This is a genomic window from Mesorhizobium australicum WSM2073 (assembly GCF_000230995.2).
GTDB classification, from domain to species: Bacteria; Pseudomonadota; Alphaproteobacteria; order Rhizobiales; family Rhizobiaceae; genus Mesorhizobium; species Mesorhizobium australicum.
The window spans coordinates 3,915,445-3,937,199 of record NC_019973.1 but is presented as its reverse complement, the minus strand read 5'-3'; the positions used below and the strand labels follow the sequence as shown (position 1 = coordinate 3,937,199).

Below are 21,755 nucleotides of genomic sequence, written 5' to 3'. Positions count from 1 at the left end.
TATTGCTGTCAGCGGCCCCGCAATTTGGGCGCTTGCCCTTGACCGGATGCAAAAGCGCGGCCATGTGAGCGACGAACAGAACCGAGATTTCGTCGCGCGCAGCGGAATTCTTCTGCCGCATCACAGCTGATATGAGACCTCATGGACGTCGTCGTCGTCGAATCGCCGGCCAAGGCAAAAACAATCAACAAATATCTGGGCAGGAACTACAAGGTTCTGGCCTCGTTCGGCCATGTCCGCGATTTGCCGGCCAAGGATGGCTCGGTGCGCCCGGATGAAGATTTTGCCATGTCCTGGGCGGTCGACACCGCCTCCGGCAAGCGGCTCGCCGACATCGCCAAGGCAGTCAAGGACGCCGACGGCCTGATCCTCGCCACCGACCCGGATCGCGAAGGTGAAGCCATCTCCTGGCACGTTCTGGAAGTGCTCAAGCAGAAGCGCGCGCTGAAGGACAAGCCGGTCAGCCGCGTCGTCTTCAACGCCATCACCAAATCGTCGGTGCTGGAGGCGATGGCCAATCCGCGCCAGATCGATGCGCCGCTGGTCGACGCTTATCTGGCCCGCCGCGCGCTCGACTATCTCGTCGGCTTCACCCTGTCGCCTGTCCTGTGGCGCAAATTGCCGGGCGCCCGCTCCGCCGGCCGCGTCCAGTCGGTGGCGCTGCGCCTGGTCTGCGACCGCGAATCCGAGATCGAGCGCTTCATCCGCGAGGAATATTGGCAGATATCAGCTCTCCTCGGCACACCGCGCAACGAGACCTTCGAAGCCCGCCTCACCGCCTTCGAGCGCAAGAAGCTGCAAAAGCTCGACATTGCCAACAAGGCACAGGCCGACGACATCAAGGCGATGCTCGAAGGCGCCACCTTCAAGGCGCTGTCCGTCGAAGCCAAGCCAACCAAGCGCAACCCCGGTCCGCCCTTCACCACCTCGACATTGCAGCAGGCCGCCTCATCGGGCCTCGGCTTCTCGGCCACGCGCACCATGCAGGTGGCCCAGCGGCTCTATGAGGGCATGGAGATCGGCGGCGAGACCACCGGCCTGATCACCTATATGCGAACCGACGGCGTGCAGATGGCCCCCGAGGCGATCGACGCCGCGCGCGATGCCATCGCCAAGGAATTCGGCCCGAAGTACCTGCCGGAGAAACCACGCCAGTACACCGCCAAGGCCAAGAACGCGCAGGAAGCGCACGAGGCCATCCGGCCGACGGATTTCATGCGCACCCCTGCATCGGTCAGGCAATATCTCGATTCCGACCAGATGCGGCTTTATGAACTGATCTGGAAGCGCGCCATCGCAAGCCAGATGCAGTCGGCCGAGATCGAGCGCACCACTGTCGAGATCGAGGCGCTGAATGGCGCCCGCACCGCTGAACTTCGCGCTGTCGGTTCGGTCGTTCGCTTCGACGGCTTCATCGCCGCCTACACCGATCAGAAGGAGGACGACGCCGAAGACGAGGAAAACCGCCGTCTGCCGGAGATCCGCTCCGGCGAGCAGCTTGCCCGCCGCGCGATCAATGCCACCCAGCACACGACCGAGCCGCCGCCGCGCTACTCCGAGGCGTCGCTGATCAAGAAGCTGGAAGAACTCGGCATCGGCCGCCCCTCGACCTACACCGCGATCCTGAAGACGCTCGAGGACCGAGACTACGTCACCATCGACAAGCGCCGGCTGGTGCCGCAGGCCAAGGGCCGCCTGCTGTCGGCCTTCCTGGAAAGCTTCTTCGAGCGCTATGTAGAGTATGACTTCACGGCATCGCTGGAAGAAAAGCTCGACGAGATCTCCGACGGCAAGCTCGCCTGGAAGGACGTGCTGCGCGATTTCTGGAAGGATTTTTCGGGCGCCGTCGCCGACATCAAGGAGCTGCGCGTCACCGATGTGCTCGATGCGCTGAACGAGGAACTGGCGCCGCTGGTTTTTCCCGCCCGCGAGGACGGTTCCAACCCGCGCATCTGCCCCAAATGCGGCACCGGTAATCTGTCGCTGAAGCTCGGCAAGTTCGGCGCTTTCGTCGGCTGCTCGAACTATCCCGAATGCTCCTTCACCCGCCAGCTCGGCGACGCCGCCAATCCCAATGGCGAGAATGGCGGCGGCGAGGACGGCACCAAGGTGCTGGGCAAGGATCCTTATACGGCCGAGGAAATCACGCTGCGCTCCGGCCGCTTCGGCCCCTACATCCAGCGCGGCGACGGCAAGGAGGCAAAGCGTTCGAGCCTGCCCAAGGGCTGGACGCCTGATTCCATCGACCATGAGAAGGCGCTCGCCTTGCTGGGGCTGCCGCGCGACGTGGGCAAACATCCCGAATCCGGCAAGATGATCTCGGCCGGCCTCGGCCGTTACGGGCCGTTCGTGCTGCACGATGGCACCTACGCCAATCTAGACAGCATCGAGGATGTGTTTTCCATTGGCCTCAACCGTGCCGTCACGGTGATTGCCGAGAAGCAGTCCAAGGGCAAGGGTGGCCGCAATGGTGGCACGGCTGCGGCTCTGAAGGAGCTTGGCGACCATCCGGATGGCGGCGGCAAGATCGTCGTGCGCGACGGCAAGTACGGCCCCTACGTCAATTTCGGCAAGGTCAACGCCACGCTGCCCAAGGGCAAGGATCCGCAATCGGTGACGATCGAGGATGCGCTGGCGCTGATCGCCGAAAAGGAAGCCAAGGGCGGCGGTGGCAAGAAGCCGTTCCGCAAGGCGGCGGCAACCAAAGCCCCCGCCGCCAAGAAAACAGCGGCCAAGAAGCCGGCCGCGAAGAAAAAAGGGTAGAACGGCGTGGCGCGCAGGATCACCGGAAGAAGTCACGGCGATCCCCGCACCGCCGACACCCGGGCCAAGGTCAAGGACGATTATCGGCCCTCGCGCGACGAAATCCTGCGCTATATCGCCGAAAACCCAGATCGCGCCGGAAAGCGCGACATCGCCAAGGCGTTCGCGCTGCGCGGCGACGACCGCATCTGGCTGAAGGATCTCCTGCGCGACCTGCAGGACGAAGGCGTTCTGACCAAGGAGCGCAAGCGGTTGGCCCGGGTCGGCGCCCTACCCCATGTCGCCGTGCTCGACATCTTTGGCCGCGACGGCGATGGCATCTTGCTGGCGCACCCGGCCGAGGCAGTCGGTCCGGGCGAGCCTCCCGTGGTCTCGATCCGCGTTTCGCGCAGCGGCAACGGTCCCGCGCCAGGCATCGGCGACCGCGTGCTGGCCAAAACCTTCCCGACCGACGATCCGTCAGGGCCTGCCTATACCGGCCGGGTGATCAAGATCTTCGAGAAGCGCACGGACGCTGTCCTCGGCGTCTTTCGCGTGCTTCAGGACGGCAGCTTCCGCATCGAGCCGGTGGAACGGCGCCAGCCCGAGCTGATCGTCGACAAGGAATTCCAGAACGGCGCCAAAAACGGCGATCTTGTCGAAGTCGAGCCAGCGCGAGCCTCCCGCTTTGGGTTGCCCCGCGCCAAGGTGCTGAACGTGCTGGGTTCGCTGACCAGCGAAAAGGCGGTTTCGATGATCGCCATCCACGCGCACGACATTCCCCACATTTTCCCGGCCGACGTCATTGCCGAATCCGAGGCGGTGAAGCCCGCGACGCTTGACCATCGCGAGGACTGGCGTGACCTGCCGCTGGTTACCATCGATCCGGCCGACGCCAAGGACCATGACGACGCGGTCTTCGCCACCCCTGACCTCGACGAGAAGAACCCCGGCGGCGTCATCGCGACGGTCGCCATCGCGGATGTCGCGGCCTATGTCCGCCATGGCACGGCGCTCGACCGCGAAGCGCTGAAGCGCGGCAATTCGGTTTATTTCCCAGATCGCGTCGTGCCGATGCTGCCCGAGCGCATCTCCAACGATCTCTGTTCGCTGCGCGAGGGTCAGGATCGCCCAGCACTCGCGGTGCGCATGACTTTCTCCGCCGATGGCAGAAAGATCAGGCACTCCTTCCACCGCGTCATGATGAAGTCGGCGGCCAAGCTGGCCTATAGCCAGGCCCAGGCCGCGATCGACGGTGTTCCGGACGACAAGACCGGCCCGATCCTCGACACTGTGCTGAGGCCGCTGTGGGAGGCCTATGCGATCCTCAAGCGCGGCCGCGACGGCCGCCAGCCGCTGGAACTCGACCTGCCGGAGCGCAAGATCCTGCTCAAGCCGGATGGCACGGTCGACCGCGTCATCGTGCCGGAGCGGCTCGACGCCCACAAGTTGATCGAAGAGTTCATGATCCAAGCCAATGTCGCCGCGGCCGAAACGCTGGAAGGCAAGAAGCAGGCGCTGGTCTATCGAGTCCATGACGCGCCGTCGCTGGCCAAGCAGGAATCGCTGCGCGAATTCCTGCAGACGCTTAGCCTGTCATTGGCACGCGGCGCCCAGATGCGGCCCAGCCAGTTCAACGGCATTCTTGAGCGTGTGCGCGGCGCCGACAACGAGGCGCTGGTCAACGAAGTGGTGCTGCGCTCGCAGAGCCAGGCCGAATATTCACCCAAGAACATCGGCCATTTCGGCCTCAACCTCAGCCGTTACGCTCATTTCACCTCGCCGATCCGCCGCTACGCCGACCTGATCGTGCATCGCGGACTTATTGCCGCGCTCGGTCTCGGCCCCGGCGGGCTGACGCAGGATGAGGAGGCCCGCCTCGAAGATGTTGCGGTGCTGATCTCCGGCACCGAGCGGCGCGCCATGGCTGCCGAGCGCGACACGGTCGACCGGCTGATCTCGGCCTACCTCGCCGAGCGCATCGACGACCGCTTCGACGCCCGCATCTCCGGCGTCACCAAATCAGGACTTTTTGTCCAATTGCCGCAATATGGCGCCGATGGTTTCATCCCGGTGTCAACTTTGGGCGGCGATTACTATATATACGATGAAATGGCCCGCTCCCTGTTCGGAGAACGCTCGGGCAAAGGCTACCAGCTCGCGGACCGCGTCGAGGTCCGGCTCGTGGAGGTGGCGCCAATGGCCGGCGCGATGCGCTTCGAAATGTTGACCGACCCAAAGCCCCTGCCAGGCTCCAGCAGGTCGTTTCACAAGGCTAAGGGCCGCGCCCGTGCGTCGCAAACGCGACCGGGGCCGCGCGGCAGGAGACGATGATGGAACAACAGGTTTTTGGTGGCGAACATCACTCTGGCCGGGTTGCCCGCCCCTTGTGGACGGCGATGAAGCGGGGCTTCTTGGGCCGCTGCCCGAACTGTGGCGAAGGCAAGCTGTTCCGCGGCTTCACCAAGACTGTCGAAACCTGCAGCGTCTGCGGCGAGGAGATCCATCACCATCGCGCCGACGATCTGCCGGCCTACCTGGTCATCGTCATCGTCGGCCATATCGTTCTCGGTGCCTTCATGGGCGTGGAAGCGACCTCGACGCTCTCCACCTGGCAGCACATTGCAATATGGGTGCCCTTGACCATCCTGCTCTCCATCGCGCTGCTGCAACCGGTCAAGGGTGCCGTCATCGGACTGCAATGGGCGTTCTATATGCACGGGTTCGGTGGCCAAAAGGATGGGACGGAGTCCCACCACGGCGCCTGAGGCGCCGCTGGCGCAACACGCCAATCGTCAAGGCCACTTTCGCATGCAAGAAGTTTCCGCTAGGTCCCTGCGCATGGAAGCACTGACCAAGGCGGATGCCGACAAGCTCGACAAGGGTCTTGCCACGCATGGCGGCGGGCGCCTGCGTCCGCGTGACGCCGCGACGCTCATCCTGCTCGACCGCAAGGGCGGCGACGTCCTGGTGTTGATGGGGCGCCGCCACGCCGCACACGCTTTCATGCCAGGCAAGTTCGTGTTCCCCGGCGGCCGAACCGACCCTGCCGACAGCCGCATACCGACAGCGACGGCACTTGACCAGCACGAAGAAGCCAAGCTGACGGCCGGCCCCGGCCGCACCAGCCGCGCCCGCGCCCGCGCCATTGCCTTGTCGGCGGTCCGCGAGACCTACGAGGAAGCCGGCCTGCTGATCGGCCGCAAAGGCGCCTTTGCCACGACCAGGCGCGATTGGCAGGGTTTCGTCGAACATGGCGTGGCACCGTCGCTGGAAGCATTGCGCTTCGTCGCGCGCGCCATCACGCCGCCGAACCGGGTGCGCCGCTTCGACACCCGCTTCTTCAGCGCCTGGCGTGGCGACGTCGCCGTCGAACTGCCCGATGGCGGTCCGACCAACGAATTGGAGGAACTGGTCTGGCTGCCGCTCGCCAAGGCCAAGCAGGCCGACATACCCGACATCACCCGCATGATCCTGGACGAGCTGGAAAAGCGGCTCGCCGACGATCCGCTGCTGCGTCCGGGCGGACCTGTCCCTTTCTACCGGCTTGTCCGCAACCACTTCACCCGCGAACTTCTCTAAAGCAATTCCAGGAAAACGCCGCGGTTTCCCACGGGAATTGCGCAAGATCAAAAAGACAGAGTATTCAGCATCCCATGACGGTCGATACCCAACCACAGGGCGACGAACGCGTACACTGGCTGCCGATGGTGGCGGCCATTTCGTCGATCAGCGTCGTCGGCATCGCCATTGGCCTCGGCATGCCCTTGCTCAGCGTCATCCTGGAAACACGCGGTCATTCGGCCTCGATGATCGGCCTGAACACGGCTGTCGCCGGCGTGGCCTCGATCGCCGGGGCGCCGCTGGCCACGCCGCTCGCCATGCGCTTCGGCGTCGCCTGGACCATGATCGCCATGATTGCCACCGGCGCGCTCGCCTTTGTCGGTTTCCATTTCGCGCCCGATTTCTGGATGTGGTTTCCGCTGCGCGTCGTTCTGCACATCGCGCTGACCGTGCTGTTCATCCTGTCGGAATTCTGGATCAGCACGTCGGCGCCGCCACACCGGCGCGGCCTTGTGCTTGGCATCTATGCCACCGTCCTGTCGCTCGGCTTTGCCGCCGGGCCGTGGCTGTTCGCCCATCTCGGCAGCTCCGGCTTCAGGCCGTTCGGCGTCATCATTGCCCTGGTGACGCTGGCTGCCATACCGGTGCTCGCCGCGCGCAACGAAAGCCCGACCATCGTGGCCGACAGCGAAACCAGCCACTTCCTGCGCTACATCTGGCTGGTGCCGACCGCGACTTTCGCCGTGCTCGTGTTCGGCGCGGTCGAGACTGGCGGCTTCGCGCTGTTTCCCATCTACGGCAGTCGCATCGGCTATTCCGAAGCCGACGCGGCGCTGCTGCTGACCATGATCGGCCTCGGCAATGTGCTGTTGCAGATTCCGATCGGCATGATCAGCGACCGCGTCTCCGACCGGCGTTATCTCTTGCTCGCCTGCGCCACGGTCGGCCTCGTCGGCACGATATTCATGCCGTTCTTTGCCGCGAACTGGCATTTGATGGCCGCGCTACTCTTCGTCTGGGGCGGTGTCGTCGCCGCCATGTACACGATCGGCCTCGCCCATCTCGGCTCGCAGCTCTCCGGCCACGAACTGGCCTCCGCCAACGCCGCCTTCGTGCTCTGCTACGGCGTCGGCATGGTGCTTGGCCCGCAGGCGATCGGCATCGGAATGGACAGTTTCGGGCCTTCCGGATTCGGCTGGTCACTCGGCCTGTTCTTCGGCGCCTACATCGCCCTGGTCTGCTTCAGGCTCGTGCGCAAGCTCCTGCTGTAACGCTGTGCCGTCGAGTGCCCTTATCCGCCGCGCCGCGGCGGATGCTGACAGAACCGTGTCAGGAGCGTCCGGTTAAAAGAGTGTCCCCTGATACCCGAAGTTGAGGACACTGCCATGATCGACAGCGGCTTTGAGACCACATCACTGCGAATGACGCTTCTGCTGCTTGTAACCTTCCAGGCTCCAACTGCCGATGTTGACCGCATCATGGACGCGGTTGTCGCGATCGCACCGCTCGCCATGGGCAAATATGACCGCAACGCGTATCAGTCAGCACACGGCATCGAGCGCTACAGGCCGCTTGAAGGGGCCGCGGCCGGCGCCGAGACCGAATTGCGCCGCCGCCCGGGCACGGTCGAGGTTTCGTTCGAACTGCCCGACGACCAGACGCTGGCGGCCCGCGTCGTCGAAGCGATCTTCCAGGCGCATTCCTATCAGGAACCGGTGATCCGCATCCAGCCGATCCTTGCCAGCCGCTCCAAGGGGCTGGACGACCGTGCCAATCCGAATCGCTGGTGGAACACGACCGGAGACTGGAAGAAGGTTGCGGTATCCGAGGCGGAAACCGCCTGATTTATGCGTTCTGGGCAGCTTGGGCCGGCCACATCAGGCGAGCCGGGCTTGACTTTCCAGGCACGTTCTTTATGTGTCGCGCCAAGTTTCCCGCGTCCGGGTGTTTTCCCGTGCTCCAGCGGCCAAAACCCCACGAACATAACGGACTGAGATCATGGCCAAAGCCGCAAACATCAAGATCAAGCTTCTGTCGACCGCCGACACCGGTTTCTTCTACGTCACCAGCAAGAACAGCCGTACCAAGACCGACAAGCTGTCGTTCCGCAAGTACGACCCGGTCGCCAAGAAGCACGTCGAATTCAAGGAAACCAAGATCAAGTAATCTGGTTTTTCCTCTGGAATGCCAAACGCCGCCCATCGGGCGGCGTTTTCGTTCGGCCCGGGCGGCTGAAGTCCGTCAGCCCGGCTGAGCGCCTTAGAGCCGGATGATTTCAGGTCGAGTCGACCTGAAATCTGAATCCGTCTCTAAATCAAAGAGATAGAGCATGATGTCGTCCGAAAACCACTTCACACTTTTCGGCATCATGCTCTAGCCGATGCGGTCGCCGCTCTTCCCGTCGAACAAATGCAGCGATGCCGGATCGGCCGACAGGCGCACCATGTCGCCAGGCTTCACGGCCGCGCGCCCCATCGCAAAGACGCAAAGCTGCTGGCCGGCCAGCTTGACGTAGAACTGCGTCGACAGGCCGAGCGGCTCCACCACTCCTACTTCGCCTTGCAGCGTGCCGTCGTCAGCCAGCCGGATATGCTCGGGCCGCAGGCCGACGGTGATGACGTCACCGTCCCTGAGCGGCAGGCCGTCCGGCAGCCGAAGCTTCTGGCCATCGGACAACACGGCGTTCACCTTGCCACCCTTCTCCACCGTGGCCGGCAGGAAATTCATTCCAGGCGAGCCAACGAAGCCGGCGACGAACATATTGGCCGGCCGGTCATAGAGATCGAGCGGCGCCCCCACCTGCTGGATCAGCCCGTCATGCATGACGACGATGCGGTCGGCCATGGTCATGGCCTCGATCTGGTCGTGGGTGACGTAGACCGAAGTGGTCTTCAACTGCTGGTGCAGCGCCTTGATCTCGGCGCGCATATGAACGCGCAGCTTGGCATCGAGGTTCGACAGCGGCTCGTCGAAAAGAAAAACCTTGGGATCGCGCACGATGGCCCGGCCCATGGCGACACGCTGGCGCTGGCCACCAGACAATTGCCTGGGCAGGCGTTGCAGGAACGTATCGAGCCCCAGCCGCTTGGCGGCACCATCGACGCGGGCATCGATCGCCGGCTTCTCGGCCTTTCGCAGCATCAGGCTGAAGCCCATGTTCTTCGAGACGTCCATATGCGGATAGAGCGCATAGGACTGGAACACCATGGCGATATCGCGGTCCTTGGGTGCAACATCGTTGACCAGCCGTTCGCCGATGCGGATCTCGCCGCCCGAGGCTTCCTCGAGCCCGGCGATCATGCGCAACAGCGTGGACTTGCCGCAGCCGGACGGACCGACCAGCACGACGAACTCGCCATCGGCGATTTCGAGATCGACCGCGTGCAGGACGCGCACGGCGCCATAATCCTTGCGGACCTTTTCGAGCGTGACAGAGGCCATCGGTCTATCCTTTGACGGCGCCGGCGGTCAGGCCGGTGACGAGATAGCGTTGCAGGAAAGCGAAGAAGATGCAGACCGGGATCAGCGCCAGGATCGACGCCGCCATCATCTGTCCCCAGTCGACGGCGAACTTGCCGATGAAGGTGAGCAGGCCGACGGCGAAGGTTTTCTGGTCGTCGCTGGAAATCAGCATCAGCGCGAACAGCAGCTCGCTCCAGGCGGCGGTAAAGACGAAGCCCAGCGTCGCGCCCATGCCGGGCAGCGTCAGCGGCACGATCACCTTGCGCATCGCCTGCGCGCGCGTGCAGCCGTCGATCATCGCCGCCTCCTCCAGGTCCTTGGGGATGCCGTCGAAGAAGGACTGCATCAGGAAGGTGGCAAAGGCGGTGTTGAAGGCCGTGTAGATGATGATCAGCCCGGTCAGGCTGTTGATCAGGCCGATCTGCCCCATCACGCGGTAGATAGGCGGAATGACCATCACCAGCGGAAAGGTCTGGGTCAGCAGCAACATGAGAGCCAGTGCAGCCTTGCCGCGAAAGGTGAAGCGGGACATGGCGTAGCCGGCGAGCGTGGCGATGACCGTGACCAGTGCCGCCGTCGACACCGAGACGATGACGCTGTTGAGGAAATAGCGCGGGAAATCGGTGGCTTCGAGCACGGTCACGAAATTCTGCAACGTCATGTGCGACGGCCAGAAGGTGATGCCTTCGGAATAGAGCAGCCGCTCCGGCGTGACCGAGATCTTCAGCGTCCAGTAAATCGGGAACAGAGCGAAGACGACGTAGGCGGCGATCGCGGCGTAAAGGCCGATGCCACCGAAGAAGCGCTGTGATGCTGAGCGTCCGGCAATCATCAGACGTGCCTCACAAGCGAGCGGCGGATGGCGATGAGCACGATCGCGTAGGCGATGAGCAGGACCAGCAGCAGCACGGCCACGGCCGAGGCATAGCCTTTGTCCAGCGACTTGAAGGCGCTGACATAGATGTAGACCGGCACCGTGTTGGTCGAGCCGGCCGGTCCGCCCTCGGTCATGACGAAGATCAGGTCGGCGAAAGTGGCGATCCAGATGGTGCGCAACATCACCGTGATGGCGATGGTTGGGGCCAGGAAAGGCAGCGTCACCTTGGTGAAACGTTGCCACGGCGAAGCGCCGTCGATCGCCGCCGCCTCATGCAGTTCCGAGGGAATAGACTTCAGCGCCGCCAGCAGCGTTATGGCGAAGAACGGAATGCCGAACCAGACATTGGCTATGATCGGCCCCCACATGGCGGTGGAGGGATCGGACAGGACGTTGGTCGGTTCGGCCTTCAGCCCCAAGGCGAACAGCCAGTGCGGCAGCGGACCGACGATCGGGTTGAACAGCCAGGCCCAGGTCAGGCCCGACAGGAAGGACGGCACCGCCCAGGGCAGGAAGACCAGTGCCTGCACCGCCTTGCGGCCTGGGAAAGGCTTGTCGAGCAGCAACGCCAGGCCAAGGCCGAGGAAGAACTGGAAGAACAGGCTGGCCGCCGTCCACCACAACGTGTTGATCAGCGCCTGGCCCAGCACCTGGTCCGACAGCATCGCCTGATACTGCCCGAGCCCGACATACTCGGACTTGAAGGCCGAAAATTTGCGGAAGGAATAGCTGATGCCGATGACCAGCGGCACGAGCAGCACCACGACCAGCAGGATGATCGCCGGGCTGAGGTAGAGCCAAGGCTCGATCGTCGCGTAGGAGAGCCGCTTTTTTCGCGGCGCCGCTGCGGACCGAATTTCGGATACGGCATAGGTCATTTGGCTGAGAAATGGCTCCCTGGAGCGGCGGGATGGACAATGAGCGTCCTTCTCCCCGTTCACGGGGAGAAGATGCCGGCAGGCAGATGAGGGGCGGCGCCAGCTTTTCAGAACTTGGCGCAGCCCCTCATCCGGCCCTATCGGGCCACCTTCTCCCCGTGAACGGGGAGAAGGGAAGAAAAGCTACTTCTTGTTCTTCGCCAGCCAGTCCTGCTGTTCCTTGGTCAGGAAGGCAGCCCACTGGTCGGCGACCTCCTTGGCCGTCTTCTGGCCGAGCAGCACTTCCTGGAAGTTCTTGATCGCGACCTGGTCGACGAAATTGCCGAGGTTTTCCAGATGCGTCGGCGGCGTCACCATTTCATATTTGGAGCTGTCGCTGAGTTCCGTGAACCAGCCCTTGAACTGCTCGGTCTTGAAATGGGGATCCTGGTCGGCACCGTTGTGGATCGGCACGACGCCGACTTCCTTGGCCCATTCCAGATTGTCCTTCGGCGACAGAAGCGTCGCCATCAGCTTCCAGGCATCATCCTTGTGCTGCGAGTTGGCGAACATCGCCCAGCCGGCATAGCCGAGCGTCGGATAGGACTTTCCGCTTGGTCCGACCGGCAGCGGCGCCACGGCGAAGTCGTCGGCGCTCATCTTGTCGGCGATGCCGAGAAGCGCGTCCGGATCCTGATTGAGCATGGCGCAAGTGCCGGAGTAGAAACCGGTGACGGTTTCGTTGAAGCCCCAGCTTACGGCATCCTTCGGCGCGAGACCATTCTTGTACATGTCGGCCAGCATCTGCAGGCCCTTGACCGAGCCTTCTTCATTGATGGTCGAGGTGCCGTCCTCGTTGAAATAGCCGCCCTTGCCCTGAGCGATGTTCATGAACATGTGCATGCCGTTGAAGGCGCCCGGCCCGCCGCGCAGGCAGTAGCCGTATTTTCCGGGAATGGCCGAGATCTTCTTGGAATCGGCGACAAACTCGTCGAGCGTCGCCGGCGGGCCGTCGAGACCAGCCTCCTTGAACAGCTTCTTGTTCCAGAACAGCGCGTTCACATAGTAGCCATAGGGGATCATGAACTGGGTGTTGTTGACCGTCGAGCCGAACTGTTTGGCACGGTCGCCGAGCGTCTTGGCGTCGTCCCACTTGGCCATATAGGGGCCGAGATCCTCGAGCTGGGCATTGTTGGCGTAGAGCCCCATCCAGCGTTCCGGCATCTCGACCACATCGGGCGTGTCACCGGCCTGCACCATGGTCAGGAATTTCTCGAAAGCCTGGCCCCAGGGCAGCGAGACCAGTTCGACCTTGACGCCTGGATTGGCCGCCTCGAACTCGGCGATCTGCTTCTTGAGGAATTCGGTGCGTGGCGGGCTGGTGATCACCTCGACCATTTTCAGGGTTGAATCGGCGAGCGCGCCACCGGCGGAAATCGCCAGCCCCGCGACGGTGGCAAGCATGACGGTCAGTTTTTTCATGTTCAAGACTCCCATTTGAACCCGCTTGTTATTTTCTGGCTTTTTCGAGGGCCTGGGCGACATCCGCCCAGAGATCCTCGACACTTTCCAATCCGACATTGAAGCGGATGGTTCGGGGGCTGACGCCGAAGCGCGCCATCGAATTCAGTCCTGGCGTCTGCTCCAGCGACGCCTTGGCCGGTACGACCAGGCTCTCATGCCCACCCCAGCTGACGCCGATGCGGAAATATTTCAGCGCGTCGACGAAGACGGGAATGTCGATGTCCTCGGTAACCTCGAACGAGAACAACCCGCCATAGCCGGCAAGCGTCGCCTTGCCCGGATGGTTCGAATAGGCCGGATGGTTCACCCGCTCGACATGGCCATGCGCCTTCAGCCGCTCGGCGATGGCAAGCCCGCTCTTCATATGGTGCGGCAGGCGCAGCGGCAGCGTGCGCAGGCCGCGCAGCAAAAGCCAGGCCTCGAACGGCGACAGCTTGCCGCCGAGATAGGAATAGGTCTGCTCGTTGATCTGCTTGATATGCGCTGCCGAGCCAGCCACCACGCCGGCGACCGTGTCGCTGTGGCCACCGAGATATTTCGAGGCCGAGTGCAGCACGAGGTCGACGCCATGCGAGATCGGCTTCTGGAACACTGGCGTCGCCCAGGAATTGTCGATCGTGGTGACGATGCCCTGCTCTTTGGCCAGCCGGGTCAGATGCGGCAGGTCCTGGAGCTCGAACACCATCGAGGTCGGGCTTTCCAGATAGAGCAGCTTGGCGCCGGGAAGCGCCGCCGCGACAGCATCCGGGTCGGAACCGTCGACATAGTCGACCTTGATGTTGAGCCGCGGCAGGAGCCGCTCGAACAGCCGATAGGCATCGCCATAGCAGTTGCGTACAGCAACGATGCGCTCGCCCGCCCCGACGAAGGCAAGCACGGTGGCGCTGATCGCCGCCATGCCGCTGGAGAAGCCGCGTGCGGCCTCTGCACCCTCGAGCGCGGCGACACGAGCCTCGAACTCCATGACCGTCGGATTGTCGCCGCGGGAATAGATCGGCTGCTTTCGTTTGCCGGCAAAGGTATCGGCCATTTCCGCGTAATTGGCGAAGGTGAACAACGAGGTCTGGTAGATCGGCGGCACGACGGCGCCGCCGGGAAACGGTTCGTCATGCGCCAAAAGCGTCGCCGCCTCGGCGAGATAATCGTGGTCGAAACCGTCTGGATGCCCGTTCATTTCAGGTCCGAAAGTTTGAGTTTGGCCGCACCGCGCTTGAGGTCGTCCTCGACGGTGGCGATGAGCTTGAGCGCCTCGTCGCGGGCGCCCTGCGGATCACGCGCGGCGATACGTTCGTAGATGGTGCGGTGATAGGGAAAGCTGGCATGGCCGAAATCGCGCACACCGAGCGGATGCTCCCAGAAGCGATGGAACAGTTCGTGCATGGCCGCGATGATCTGTTCGAACAGTGGATTGCCGGAGACCCGGTAGATCGCCTGGTGGAATTCCCAGTCCTCTTCCGACGACATGCCATCAAGGGTGCGAAACGCCTGCTCCATGATATCGAGCTTGCCCTCGATCTCGGCAATGTCGGCCGGGCTTGCCCGCTCGGCGCACAGTGCCGCTGCCTCGGCCTCCAGCGCGCGGCGGATTTCCAGCGTCTGCATCAGGCTGGTGAAGTCATTGCCGCCCGTCAGCGTCAGCGGCAAATGCAGCATGTCGGGCGAGACGGCGGCCTTGAGAAAAGTGCCGCTGCCTTGCCGGCGTTCGACCAGGCCCAATCCTTCCCACCGCGTCAGCGCCTCGCGCACCGTGTTGCGGCTGACCTTGAGCCGTTCGGCCAGGATGCGCTCGGTCGGCAGTCGCTCGCCAGGCCGCAAGGCCTCGGCGCGGACGAAGCCCACCAGTGCCTTCAGCACGGCGTCGTCACGCGCCGTCGTCTGGATGGGTGGCAGGCTGTTCTGGTCCACATTTCCTCCAAGTGGTCCAATGGTCCAACCAATTTCTGCATAGATGGAGCCTCCTGTCAATCGCTTGTCAGGAGGCAGCCGGCCTTTCAGGCCTTGGAAGGTGACGCGCTGCGTTGGGAGGGGCGCCCGGCTCCGGCGGCCGGTCCGAACCATCTGGTCAGCGCATCGGCCAATCCCTGTCCATCCTCAACGCCAACCCAGGCCACGTATCCATCGGGCCGGATCAAGACCGCGTCGGGTGCGGCGACCGTTCCGAGTACGGGAAGCTCCCAGGCACCGGCATACGATGCGTCGATCTGCCGGATCCGGTCGGCCCAAGGCGCTATGTCCAGCCTGCCTGGTTCACCGAAATTGAGGAGCAGCGGCCGCGCGTCGTGGAGCGACGTGAACAGTCGCAACGTCCCGTTGGCGGTGGAGAGATCGAGGTCGGGTATTCGTCGCCCAAGCAGCGCGTGCCCCTCCCCGAGATCGTAGTGGACACCCAGGCCAGACATCTCCGCGGCGATCCGTTTGCGTGGCCCATCCATGGCGAGCAGTTCGGCGAATGTGTCGCTCAAGGCCTTGGTGCGAGCATCCATCCGGCGAAGCGCGACCTGCGCCATCGCGTTGCGCAGCACGCGGGCGGCGACCGGATGGCGTTCGGCATGGTAGCTGTCGAGCAGGCCTTCCAGTGACATCCGCTTGACCACCAGAGCTAGCTTCCACCCCAGGTTCACCGCGTCCTGCACGCCGATATTGAGGCCCTGTCCGCCCATTGGGGGATGGATATGCGCGGCGTCACCGGCCAGCAGAACACGTCTGTCGCGGTAAGCGGCAGCCTGCCGCGTCATGTCGGTGAACCGGGAAATCCAGGTCGGACTGTGGACTCCGTAATCGGTGCCGTAGACACCGACAAGCGCCTCGCTGAGATCGCGCAGTGTCGGTTCGCCACCAATGGTCAGTTGTCGCTCGGTCAGCACGATACCCACCCGGCCGTCTTCCTCAATCTTGCCGATCGCATGGATACCATGGGCGTCACTGCGAAAGCCCAATGCTGGTTCCTCCGCCGTCTCGACCTCGGCGATTATCCAGCTCATCGTCGGATCCCATCCATCGAACGCGATCCCCGCGGCCTTGCGGATCATGCTGCGTCCTCCGTCGCAGCCGACGAGATACTGCGTCCGCAACCGCTGGCCGCCAGACAGATCGATGTCGACGCCACCATTATCCTGTGCGAAGCCCGTGACGTCCTGCCGGCGATAGATCGGCACGCCGAACTCGCTGATCCAGTCGGCCAATATCCGCTCTATGTGGTTTTGCCGCAACGCCAGCAGATAGTTGTGCCGCGTGGGAAAGTCGCTGATGTCCAATCGGGTCATGTGGAAGCCCACCGACGGCGATGTCTGTCCCTGCGAGAGGAACCGGTCGGCAATTCCGCGCTGGTCGAGCACCTCGATGGTGCGTGCGTGCAGGCCGCCCGCGCGCAAACCGACGAGTTCCTGGTTTGGCCGCCGCTCGACAACGGCCACATCGACGCCCGCCAATGCGAGTTCGCCAGCCAGCATCAACCCGGTCGGACCGCCTCCGGCGATCACCACCGCATGATCTCGACGCACTCGGCCACCTGGCAACAATTCCGGCATTTCGCCACTCCCGTTTCCGTTAACCTGGGTCGTGGTTCTACGGGAACAGCCGGGTCTTGCCGCAAGCCCCTTGCGCGCCATATGTATGAAATGGAGGGGGCTGACTCCTCTTCTTCCCCTTATGCATATGGCGGCGAAAAAGTCGCGGTGTTGTCAAGCATAGCACGCGAGGGTGCAACCGAAGCCGTTACAGTCCAGAAAAGCGGACCTGCCGCAAAAAGCCCCGTTTCTTCCGGGGCTTGACGCAGATTCCTGATGTCATATCGGGCAAAGGGGGCCGGTCGGCGTTTGGCAGCGGTACGAGGAGGCCACTATGTGCCAGCGCCGGCCGGCCGACCCCACGGACCCAGGAGATGCGGCGGACCTGAGCATCATGGGGTATTCGAGGATCGAGCCGGCTGTCTACCTCGTGCCGGCTTCGTCTTGGCCTTCACATTTGCGCAAGAGCTTATGGAAATCAACAGTTTCTTAACCAAGGCTCGCGAATCGCTTGGATTAAGGTAAATGGGTAACCCTGTTGGGGTTGACCGGATTATCGCGGCCGGAGCGTCAAGCTGCCTTGGCAACGACGCGGTTGCGGCCGCCGCTCTTGGCTTCGTAGAGCGCGAGATCGGCGCGTTTCATCAATGCCGCCACCGTGTCCACGCCCTTCAGCACCGATGACACGCCAACACTGACGGTGACCTCGATCGTCTTGCCCTCGGCGCCGATGGCGAACGGCATCTGGGCGATTTCGGCACGAATGCGCTCGGCCACCTTCTCGGCCACTGCGCCGTCGGTATCGGGCATTACCACCACGAACTCCTCGCCGCCGAACCGGCAGGCAAGGTCGATACCCCGGACGTTCTTGCGCAGCCGCCGCGCGAATTCGCGCAGCACCTCGTCGCCGCCGTCATGCCCATGCGCATCATTGATGGACTTGAAGCGGTCGAGATCGGTGATCATCACCGACAGCGGCCGGCGCCGCGCCACGGCGCGATCGAACAGCGTCTGCAGATGGCTGTCTAGATAGCGGCGATTGTGCAGCCCGGTGAGGCCGTCGGTCACGGCCATTTCGATGGTCTGGGTGACACTGGCGCGCAATTGGTCATTGTAGCGCTTGCGGCGCACCTGGGTACGCAGCCGCGCCGTCAGTTCCTGCTGGTCGATCGGCCGCATCAGATAGTCGTTGATGCCGAGTTCGAGCCCTCGGATGATGCGCTCCTCCTCGCCCTCCTCCGCCAGCAGGATGATCGGCACGAAACGGGTGCGGTCGAGCGAGCGCAGTTGCGAGCAGAGCCTGAGCGGATCGAAATCGGCGAAGGCCGTCGAGATCATCACGCATTCATAGGGCGTCTCCGCGGCCTGGAAGAACCCGGCATGCGGATCGCCCGTGACGTCGAGGTCGGCACGATCGCGCAGCATCTTCTGGATGCGCTCGACCGACGATTTGCGCTCGTCGATCAAAAGCACCTTCGGCGTCGTGTCCTCGGACGCGAAATTGCGGCTCAAAAGTTCTTCGATGCCGATGTTGCGCGTGGTCGAGGCGCGCAGCCGAAGCTCGTCGGTCAACGACTTCAGGCGGACCAGGCTCTTGACGCGCGTCATCAGCTGCAAGTCGTTGACCGGCTTGGTCAGGAAATCGTCGGCACCGGCCTCGAGCCCGCGCACGCGGTCGGTGACCTGATCGAGCGCGGTGATCATCACCACCGGAATGTGCGACGTCGCCGGATCGCTCTTCAATCGCCGGCAGACCTCGAACCCGTCCATGTCGGGCATCATTACGTCGAGCAGCACGACATCCACCTTGCCGTTCTCGCAGGTCTCGATCGCATCGGCCCCATTGGTGGCGGTCAGAACCTCGAAATACTCGGCCAGCAGCCGGACTTCCAGCAGCCTCACATTGGCAGGGATGTCGTCGACGACGAGGATCCGCGCAGTCATTTCACAACGCTCCGGCTCGGCTGGAAGGGTACATCAGGCATCGCCCAGATAAGATTTGATGGTTTCGATGAAACGCGGCACCGAGATCGGCTTCGAAATATACGCCTCGCAGCCGCCTTGGCGGATGCGTTCCTCGTCGCCTTTCATCGCGAAGGCAGTCACCGCAATCACCGGGATGACGTGCAGATCGTCGTCCTCTTTCAGCCATTTGGTCACTTCCAGTCCCGACACTTCGGGCAGTTGGATGTCCATCAGGATGAGGTCCGGCCGGTGCTGGCGCGCAAGGTCGAGCGCCTCCAGACCGTTGCGGGTGCGCACCGTCTCGTAACCGCTTGCTTCGATGAGGTCCCGAAAGAGCTTCATATTGAGCTCATTGTCCTCGACGATCATCACCTTCTTAGTCATCGACATCCCGTCCCGGCCGTCCTCCGCCCGGAGGTGGCCGTCATGCGCTCTTTCCTTGAACGCACCAAACCCTGCTGCACTATACGGCAATATGATTGACGAAACGGAAACCCGAAGCCTGCAAAGCAGCACGAATTCCGCCTCGCCTCCCTGCGCGTCCAAAAGGCGCGCCACACGCTAATGGCTTGCCGCAAGCAATTCTTGCCATTACTGCGGGAAAGACTCATTCCACGCACCGAAGGTAGTGATGGCAAACGCAGCGTCAATGCGCGAAGAGGCGGAAACCATTGCCGTCAAGGCACTGGGCTTCGTTGCCGCCGATCCGGAGCTTTTACCGCGCTTTCTGGCAATCACGGGAATAGAGGCGCATTCGATCCGCCGGGCGGCCGGCGAGCCGGGTTTCATGGCCGGCGTCCTGCAGTTCATTCTCGCCCACGAGCCGACCTTAATGCGCTTCGCCGAGGAAACCGGCACGCCACCAGCGGCTGTCGGCAAGGCGTTGCGCGTCTTGCCGCTTGGCGATGACAATCACGAGCACTCCACATGAGCGATGATCCCGAAACCGCGCGCCAGATCGAGGAACTGGCGGCTGACGACCGACCGCTGCTGGTGCTCGATGTCGATGACGTGGTGCTCGAATTCATCCGGCCCTTCCCGCATTTCCTCAAGGCGCGCGGCTATGGCCTGACGCTGGCGTCCTTCCGGCTGACCGGCAACATTGCCGAGACAGCCAGCGGCCGCCTGATCGAACAACCTGAAGTCACCGCACTCCTCGGCGATTTCTTCGACGCGCAAGCCGATTGGCAAAGCATCACCGATGGCGCCGCGGAAGCCCTGACCGGGCTTGGAGACCGTGCCGAAATCATATTGCTGACAGCCATGCCGCACCGGCATCGCGCCGTGCGACGCGCCCATCTCGATGCACTGGGGCTAGCCTATCCGCTGCTGACCACCGAAATGGCCAAGGGCCCGGCGGTAGCCAAACTGCGCGGCAAGAGCGGCAGGCCGGTGGTCTTCGTCGACGATCAGCCAGCCAATCTGGCGTCGGTGCGTGACTCGGTCGCCGACGCAAACCTATTCCATCTGATGGCCGACAATTCGCTGCGTACGTTCCTGCCATCGGTCCCGGACGATGTCATCGTCGTCCAGGATTGGCACGAAGCCGCGCCTAAGATCGCTGGCGCGCTGGGGTTCTAATCCAGGCGTTTTGGTGCGATCCCGGACGAAAAAACCGGTTCGCACTGTTCCGGATTTGCTCAAGGGCAGAACACTCAAGGATTGAGCTTCGCCCCTGCCCCGCCGTTAGCGCCGCCGCCATTATCGCTACCGCCATTATCGCCGCCGCTCTCATCGTCCGAACCGTCACCGTCGTCGACGCTATCGTCCACCGCCGGGTCGGCGGGCTTCAGCATGACGCCGTTGACGGTGACCGAGCCGTCGGCCTTGGTGTTGATAGCCCATTCCAGCTTGCCGTCCGGCAGCGTCTTGGCAAAACCCTTCGCCATGAGAGCGACAGGCACGTACTGCCCGACTTCCGGCTCCGCCTTCGCCGCTTCCTGCAGATGCTCCATGATCTTGTCGAAGCCAGCGACGTCGACAGTGAGATTTGCGTCGGGTTTCTGGCCGAAGCTTGTCATCTCACCTTCCAGCGCGATCTCCATGTCCTTGTTCTTTACGGTACTGTGGCCGATGACGACCTTCGGCGTCTTGGCCAGGAAGTCGGCTTTGAGCTGGTCGCCGAACTCGGCCGGCAGCGGCGGATCCTGGTTGAGATCAAAGGCTTCGATGGCTTTCTTCGCCATGCTGTCGAGATCGATATTGGCACCGCCGAAATTCAGGTCGATATCGGTGGGCAGCAATGCCGCGCTCCAGCTCGGCAAAAGCTGCTGCGGCACGGTCAGCCCCGAAGCCTTGATACCATAGCTGACCTTGCCGTTCTGGGCGACGCCGTCGGAACCGAACGCTATGCCGAACTGGGTTGCTCCGAACGTGCCGATCGGGCTGTCGACCGCGAAGTCCTTGAAACCATAGGTTCCGTCGATACGCTCCCACACCGGAAGCGCTGCAAGCAGAAGCGACTTGAGCTGCGCCTGGTTTGCCTTCAGCGTCTTCTCGTCCTCGTTGGCCACGGCAAACGCCAGAAGATCGAGCAGAGGCTTGGTCTGCACGCCCTTACCGCTGGCCTCCACGGAAAATTCCGGCGACTTCACGGTGACGGGAAAATTCAGCCCGCTCTCGGCATCGTCGAATTTTATCGCTTCGACGAAGTTCGAAATCTTTTGCGACGTCGTGAAATCGACGCCGCCATTGCTCGCCTTGGTCGCGGAAAGCGTCACGGTGCCGGCACCGGCGGTCACATCCATCTTTTGTTTGGCGTCCTGCGACGACATCGTCATTCCGGCCATCGAACTCGTGGCGCTGGTGAAGGCCGCCAGCTTGGGGTCGTAGACGCCGTTGCCCTTGCCATCCTTGATCGAGAACTGCGTGCTCTGCTTTCCCTGAGGGCCGTTGAATTCAAAGGAGGCGCTCTGCGAAAAATCCATCGAGACATCCCAGGACCCGTCGCTGCGCGGCTTGACCAGCAGGGCATAGGGCGCAAAGTCGAATTTCACCAGCTTCTCGTCGGGAAAGCTGCTGGCCAGCGCCTTGAAATCGACCACGATCTTGTAGGCGGCGCCTTCGGCCGAAACCTTCAGGATGCCCTTGTCGAGCGCCTGTTTGCCGACATAGCGCGACAGATCATCGGACAACTGCTTGGCGCCCTGACTGTCGACGGTCTGGCCGAAAGCAGGCGCGCTCAGCAGGAACGCGGTAAAGGCAATAGGCAGCATACGGTTCACGGGAATTCTCCGTTCGTCAAAAAGGCAAAAATGG

At 62.9% G+C, this 21,755-nt stretch carries 19 protein-coding genes; 9 read left to right on the top strand and 10 right to left on the bottom strand.

Going from position 1 to position 21,755, the window contains the following annotated elements:
- Positions 1 to 141 precede the first annotated feature (141 nt).
- The 7 genes from topA (at position 142) to rpmG (ending at position 8,472) form a co-directional block, all read left to right on the top strand.
- The gene (topA, locus tag MESAU_RS18855; protein WP_015317636.1) at positions 142 to 2,763 is read left to right on the top strand and encodes a type I DNA topoisomerase; all 2,622 of its coding nucleotides are present in this window, start codon (positions 142 to 144) and stop codon (positions 2,761 to 2,763) included.
- Between the two features lie 6 nt (positions 2,764 to 2,769).
- Positions 2,770 to 5,076 carry a ribonuclease R gene (gene rnr / locus MESAU_RS18850; protein ID WP_015317635.1) on the top strand — a complete coding sequence of 769 codons (2,307 nt, stop codon included), beginning with the start codon at positions 2,770 to 2,772 and terminating at the stop codon, positions 5,074 to 5,076.
- Positions 5,076 to 5,510, top strand: coding sequence for a DUF983 domain-containing protein (locus tag MESAU_RS18845; protein WP_015317634.1), 435 nt, complete (start codon positions 5,076 to 5,078; stop codon positions 5,508 to 5,510). The genes rnr and MESAU_RS18845 overlap by 1 nt, the downstream gene beginning before the upstream one ends.
- 73 nt (positions 5,511 to 5,583) lie before the next feature.
- Positions 5,584 to 6,324, top strand: a complete 741-nt coding sequence (locus MESAU_RS18840) for an NUDIX hydrolase (RefSeq protein ID WP_015317633.1) — start codon at positions 5,584 to 5,586, stop codon at positions 6,322 to 6,324.
- A 74-nt stretch (positions 6,325 to 6,398) separates the two neighbouring features.
- Positions 6,399 to 7,577, top strand: a complete 1,179-nt coding sequence (locus MESAU_RS18835) for an MFS transporter (protein ID WP_015317632.1) — start codon at positions 6,399 to 6,401, stop codon at positions 7,575 to 7,577.
- Between the two features lie 114 nt (positions 7,578 to 7,691).
- Positions 7,692 to 8,150: a YqfO family protein gene (locus tag MESAU_RS18830; RefSeq protein WP_015317631.1), complete on the top strand. Its 459-nt coding sequence runs from the start codon at positions 7,692 to 7,694 to the stop codon at positions 8,148 to 8,150.
- Between the two features lie 154 nt (positions 8,151 to 8,304).
- A complete protein-coding gene (gene rpmG, locus MESAU_RS18825; RefSeq protein WP_006201775.1) occupies positions 8,305 to 8,472 on the top strand; it encodes a 50S ribosomal protein L33 in 168 nt (55 codons plus the stop codon).
- A 207-nt stretch (positions 8,473 to 8,679) separates the two neighbouring features.
- Here the strand turns inward: rpmG and MESAU_RS18820 are convergent, their stop codons facing one another.
- The 9 genes from MESAU_RS18820 to MESAU_RS18780 form a co-directional block, all read right to left on the bottom strand.
- Entirely contained in the window at positions 8,680 to 9,747 is a 1,068-nt protein-coding gene (locus MESAU_RS18820; RefSeq protein WP_015317629.1) for an ABC transporter ATP-binding protein, read from the bottom strand.
- A gap of 4 nt (positions 9,748 to 9,751) precedes the next feature.
- Complete coding sequence (locus MESAU_RS18815) at positions 9,752 to 10,600, bottom strand: carbohydrate ABC transporter permease (RefSeq protein ID WP_015317628.1); 849 nt, start codon at positions 10,598 to 10,600, stop codon at positions 9,752 to 9,754.
- Positions 10,600 to 11,523, bottom strand: a complete 924-nt coding sequence (locus MESAU_RS18810) for a carbohydrate ABC transporter permease (protein WP_015317627.1) — start codon at positions 11,521 to 11,523, stop codon at positions 10,600 to 10,602. The genes MESAU_RS18815 and MESAU_RS18810 overlap by 1 nt, the downstream gene beginning before the upstream one ends.
- Before the next feature lie 183 nt (positions 11,524 to 11,706).
- Positions 11,707 to 12,984, bottom strand: a complete 1,278-nt coding sequence (locus MESAU_RS18805) for an ABC transporter substrate-binding protein (RefSeq protein WP_015317626.1) — start codon at positions 12,982 to 12,984, stop codon at positions 11,707 to 11,709.
- A 28-nt stretch (positions 12,985 to 13,012) separates the two neighbouring features.
- Positions 13,013 to 14,200, bottom strand: coding sequence for a PLP-dependent transferase (locus MESAU_RS18800; RefSeq protein WP_015317625.1), 1,188 nt, complete (start codon positions 14,198 to 14,200; stop codon positions 13,013 to 13,015).
- Positions 14,197 to 14,931: a FadR/GntR family transcriptional regulator gene (locus MESAU_RS18795; protein ID WP_015317624.1), complete on the bottom strand. Its 735-nt coding sequence runs from the start codon at positions 14,929 to 14,931 to the stop codon at positions 14,197 to 14,199. The genes MESAU_RS18800 and MESAU_RS18795 overlap by 4 nt, the downstream gene beginning before the upstream one ends.
- An 86-nt stretch (positions 14,932 to 15,017) precedes the next feature.
- Positions 15,018 to 16,553, bottom strand: a complete 1,536-nt coding sequence (locus tag MESAU_RS18790; RefSeq protein ID WP_015317623.1) for an FAD-dependent monooxygenase — start codon at positions 16,551 to 16,553, stop codon at positions 15,018 to 15,020.
- A gap of 549 nt (positions 16,554 to 17,102) precedes the next feature.
- Positions 17,103 to 18,476, bottom strand: coding sequence for a PleD family two-component system response regulator (locus MESAU_RS18785; protein ID WP_015317622.1), 1,374 nt, complete (start codon positions 18,474 to 18,476; stop codon positions 17,103 to 17,105).
- Positions 18,477 to 18,509: 33 nt separating this feature from the next.
- Positions 18,510 to 18,866 carry a response regulator gene (locus MESAU_RS18780; protein WP_280110242.1) on the bottom strand — a complete coding sequence of 119 codons (357 nt, stop codon included), beginning with the start codon at positions 18,864 to 18,866 and terminating at the stop codon, positions 18,510 to 18,512.
- A 262-nt stretch (positions 18,867 to 19,128) separates the two neighbouring features.
- Between MESAU_RS18780 and MESAU_RS18775 the strand changes: the two genes are divergently transcribed.
- Together MESAU_RS18775 and MESAU_RS18770 are read left to right on the top strand one after the other, a co-directional pair.
- Complete coding sequence (locus MESAU_RS18775; RefSeq protein WP_015317620.1) at positions 19,129 to 19,428, top strand: DUF3572 domain-containing protein; 300 nt, start codon at positions 19,129 to 19,131, stop codon at positions 19,426 to 19,428.
- The gene (locus MESAU_RS18770; protein WP_015317619.1) at positions 19,425 to 20,078 is read left to right on the top strand and encodes a hypothetical protein; all 654 of its coding nucleotides are present in this window, start codon (positions 19,425 to 19,427) and stop codon (positions 20,076 to 20,078) included. The genes MESAU_RS18775 and MESAU_RS18770 overlap by 4 nt, the downstream gene beginning before the upstream one ends.
- Before the next feature lie 74 nt (positions 20,079 to 20,152).
- Here MESAU_RS18770 and MESAU_RS18765 read toward each other — a convergent pair whose 3' ends face one another.
- A complete protein-coding gene (locus tag MESAU_RS18765) occupies positions 20,153 to 21,712 on the bottom strand; it encodes a hypothetical protein (RefSeq protein WP_085986601.1) in 1,560 nt (519 codons plus the stop codon).
- Between the last annotated feature and the right edge of the window lie 43 nt (positions 21,713 to 21,755).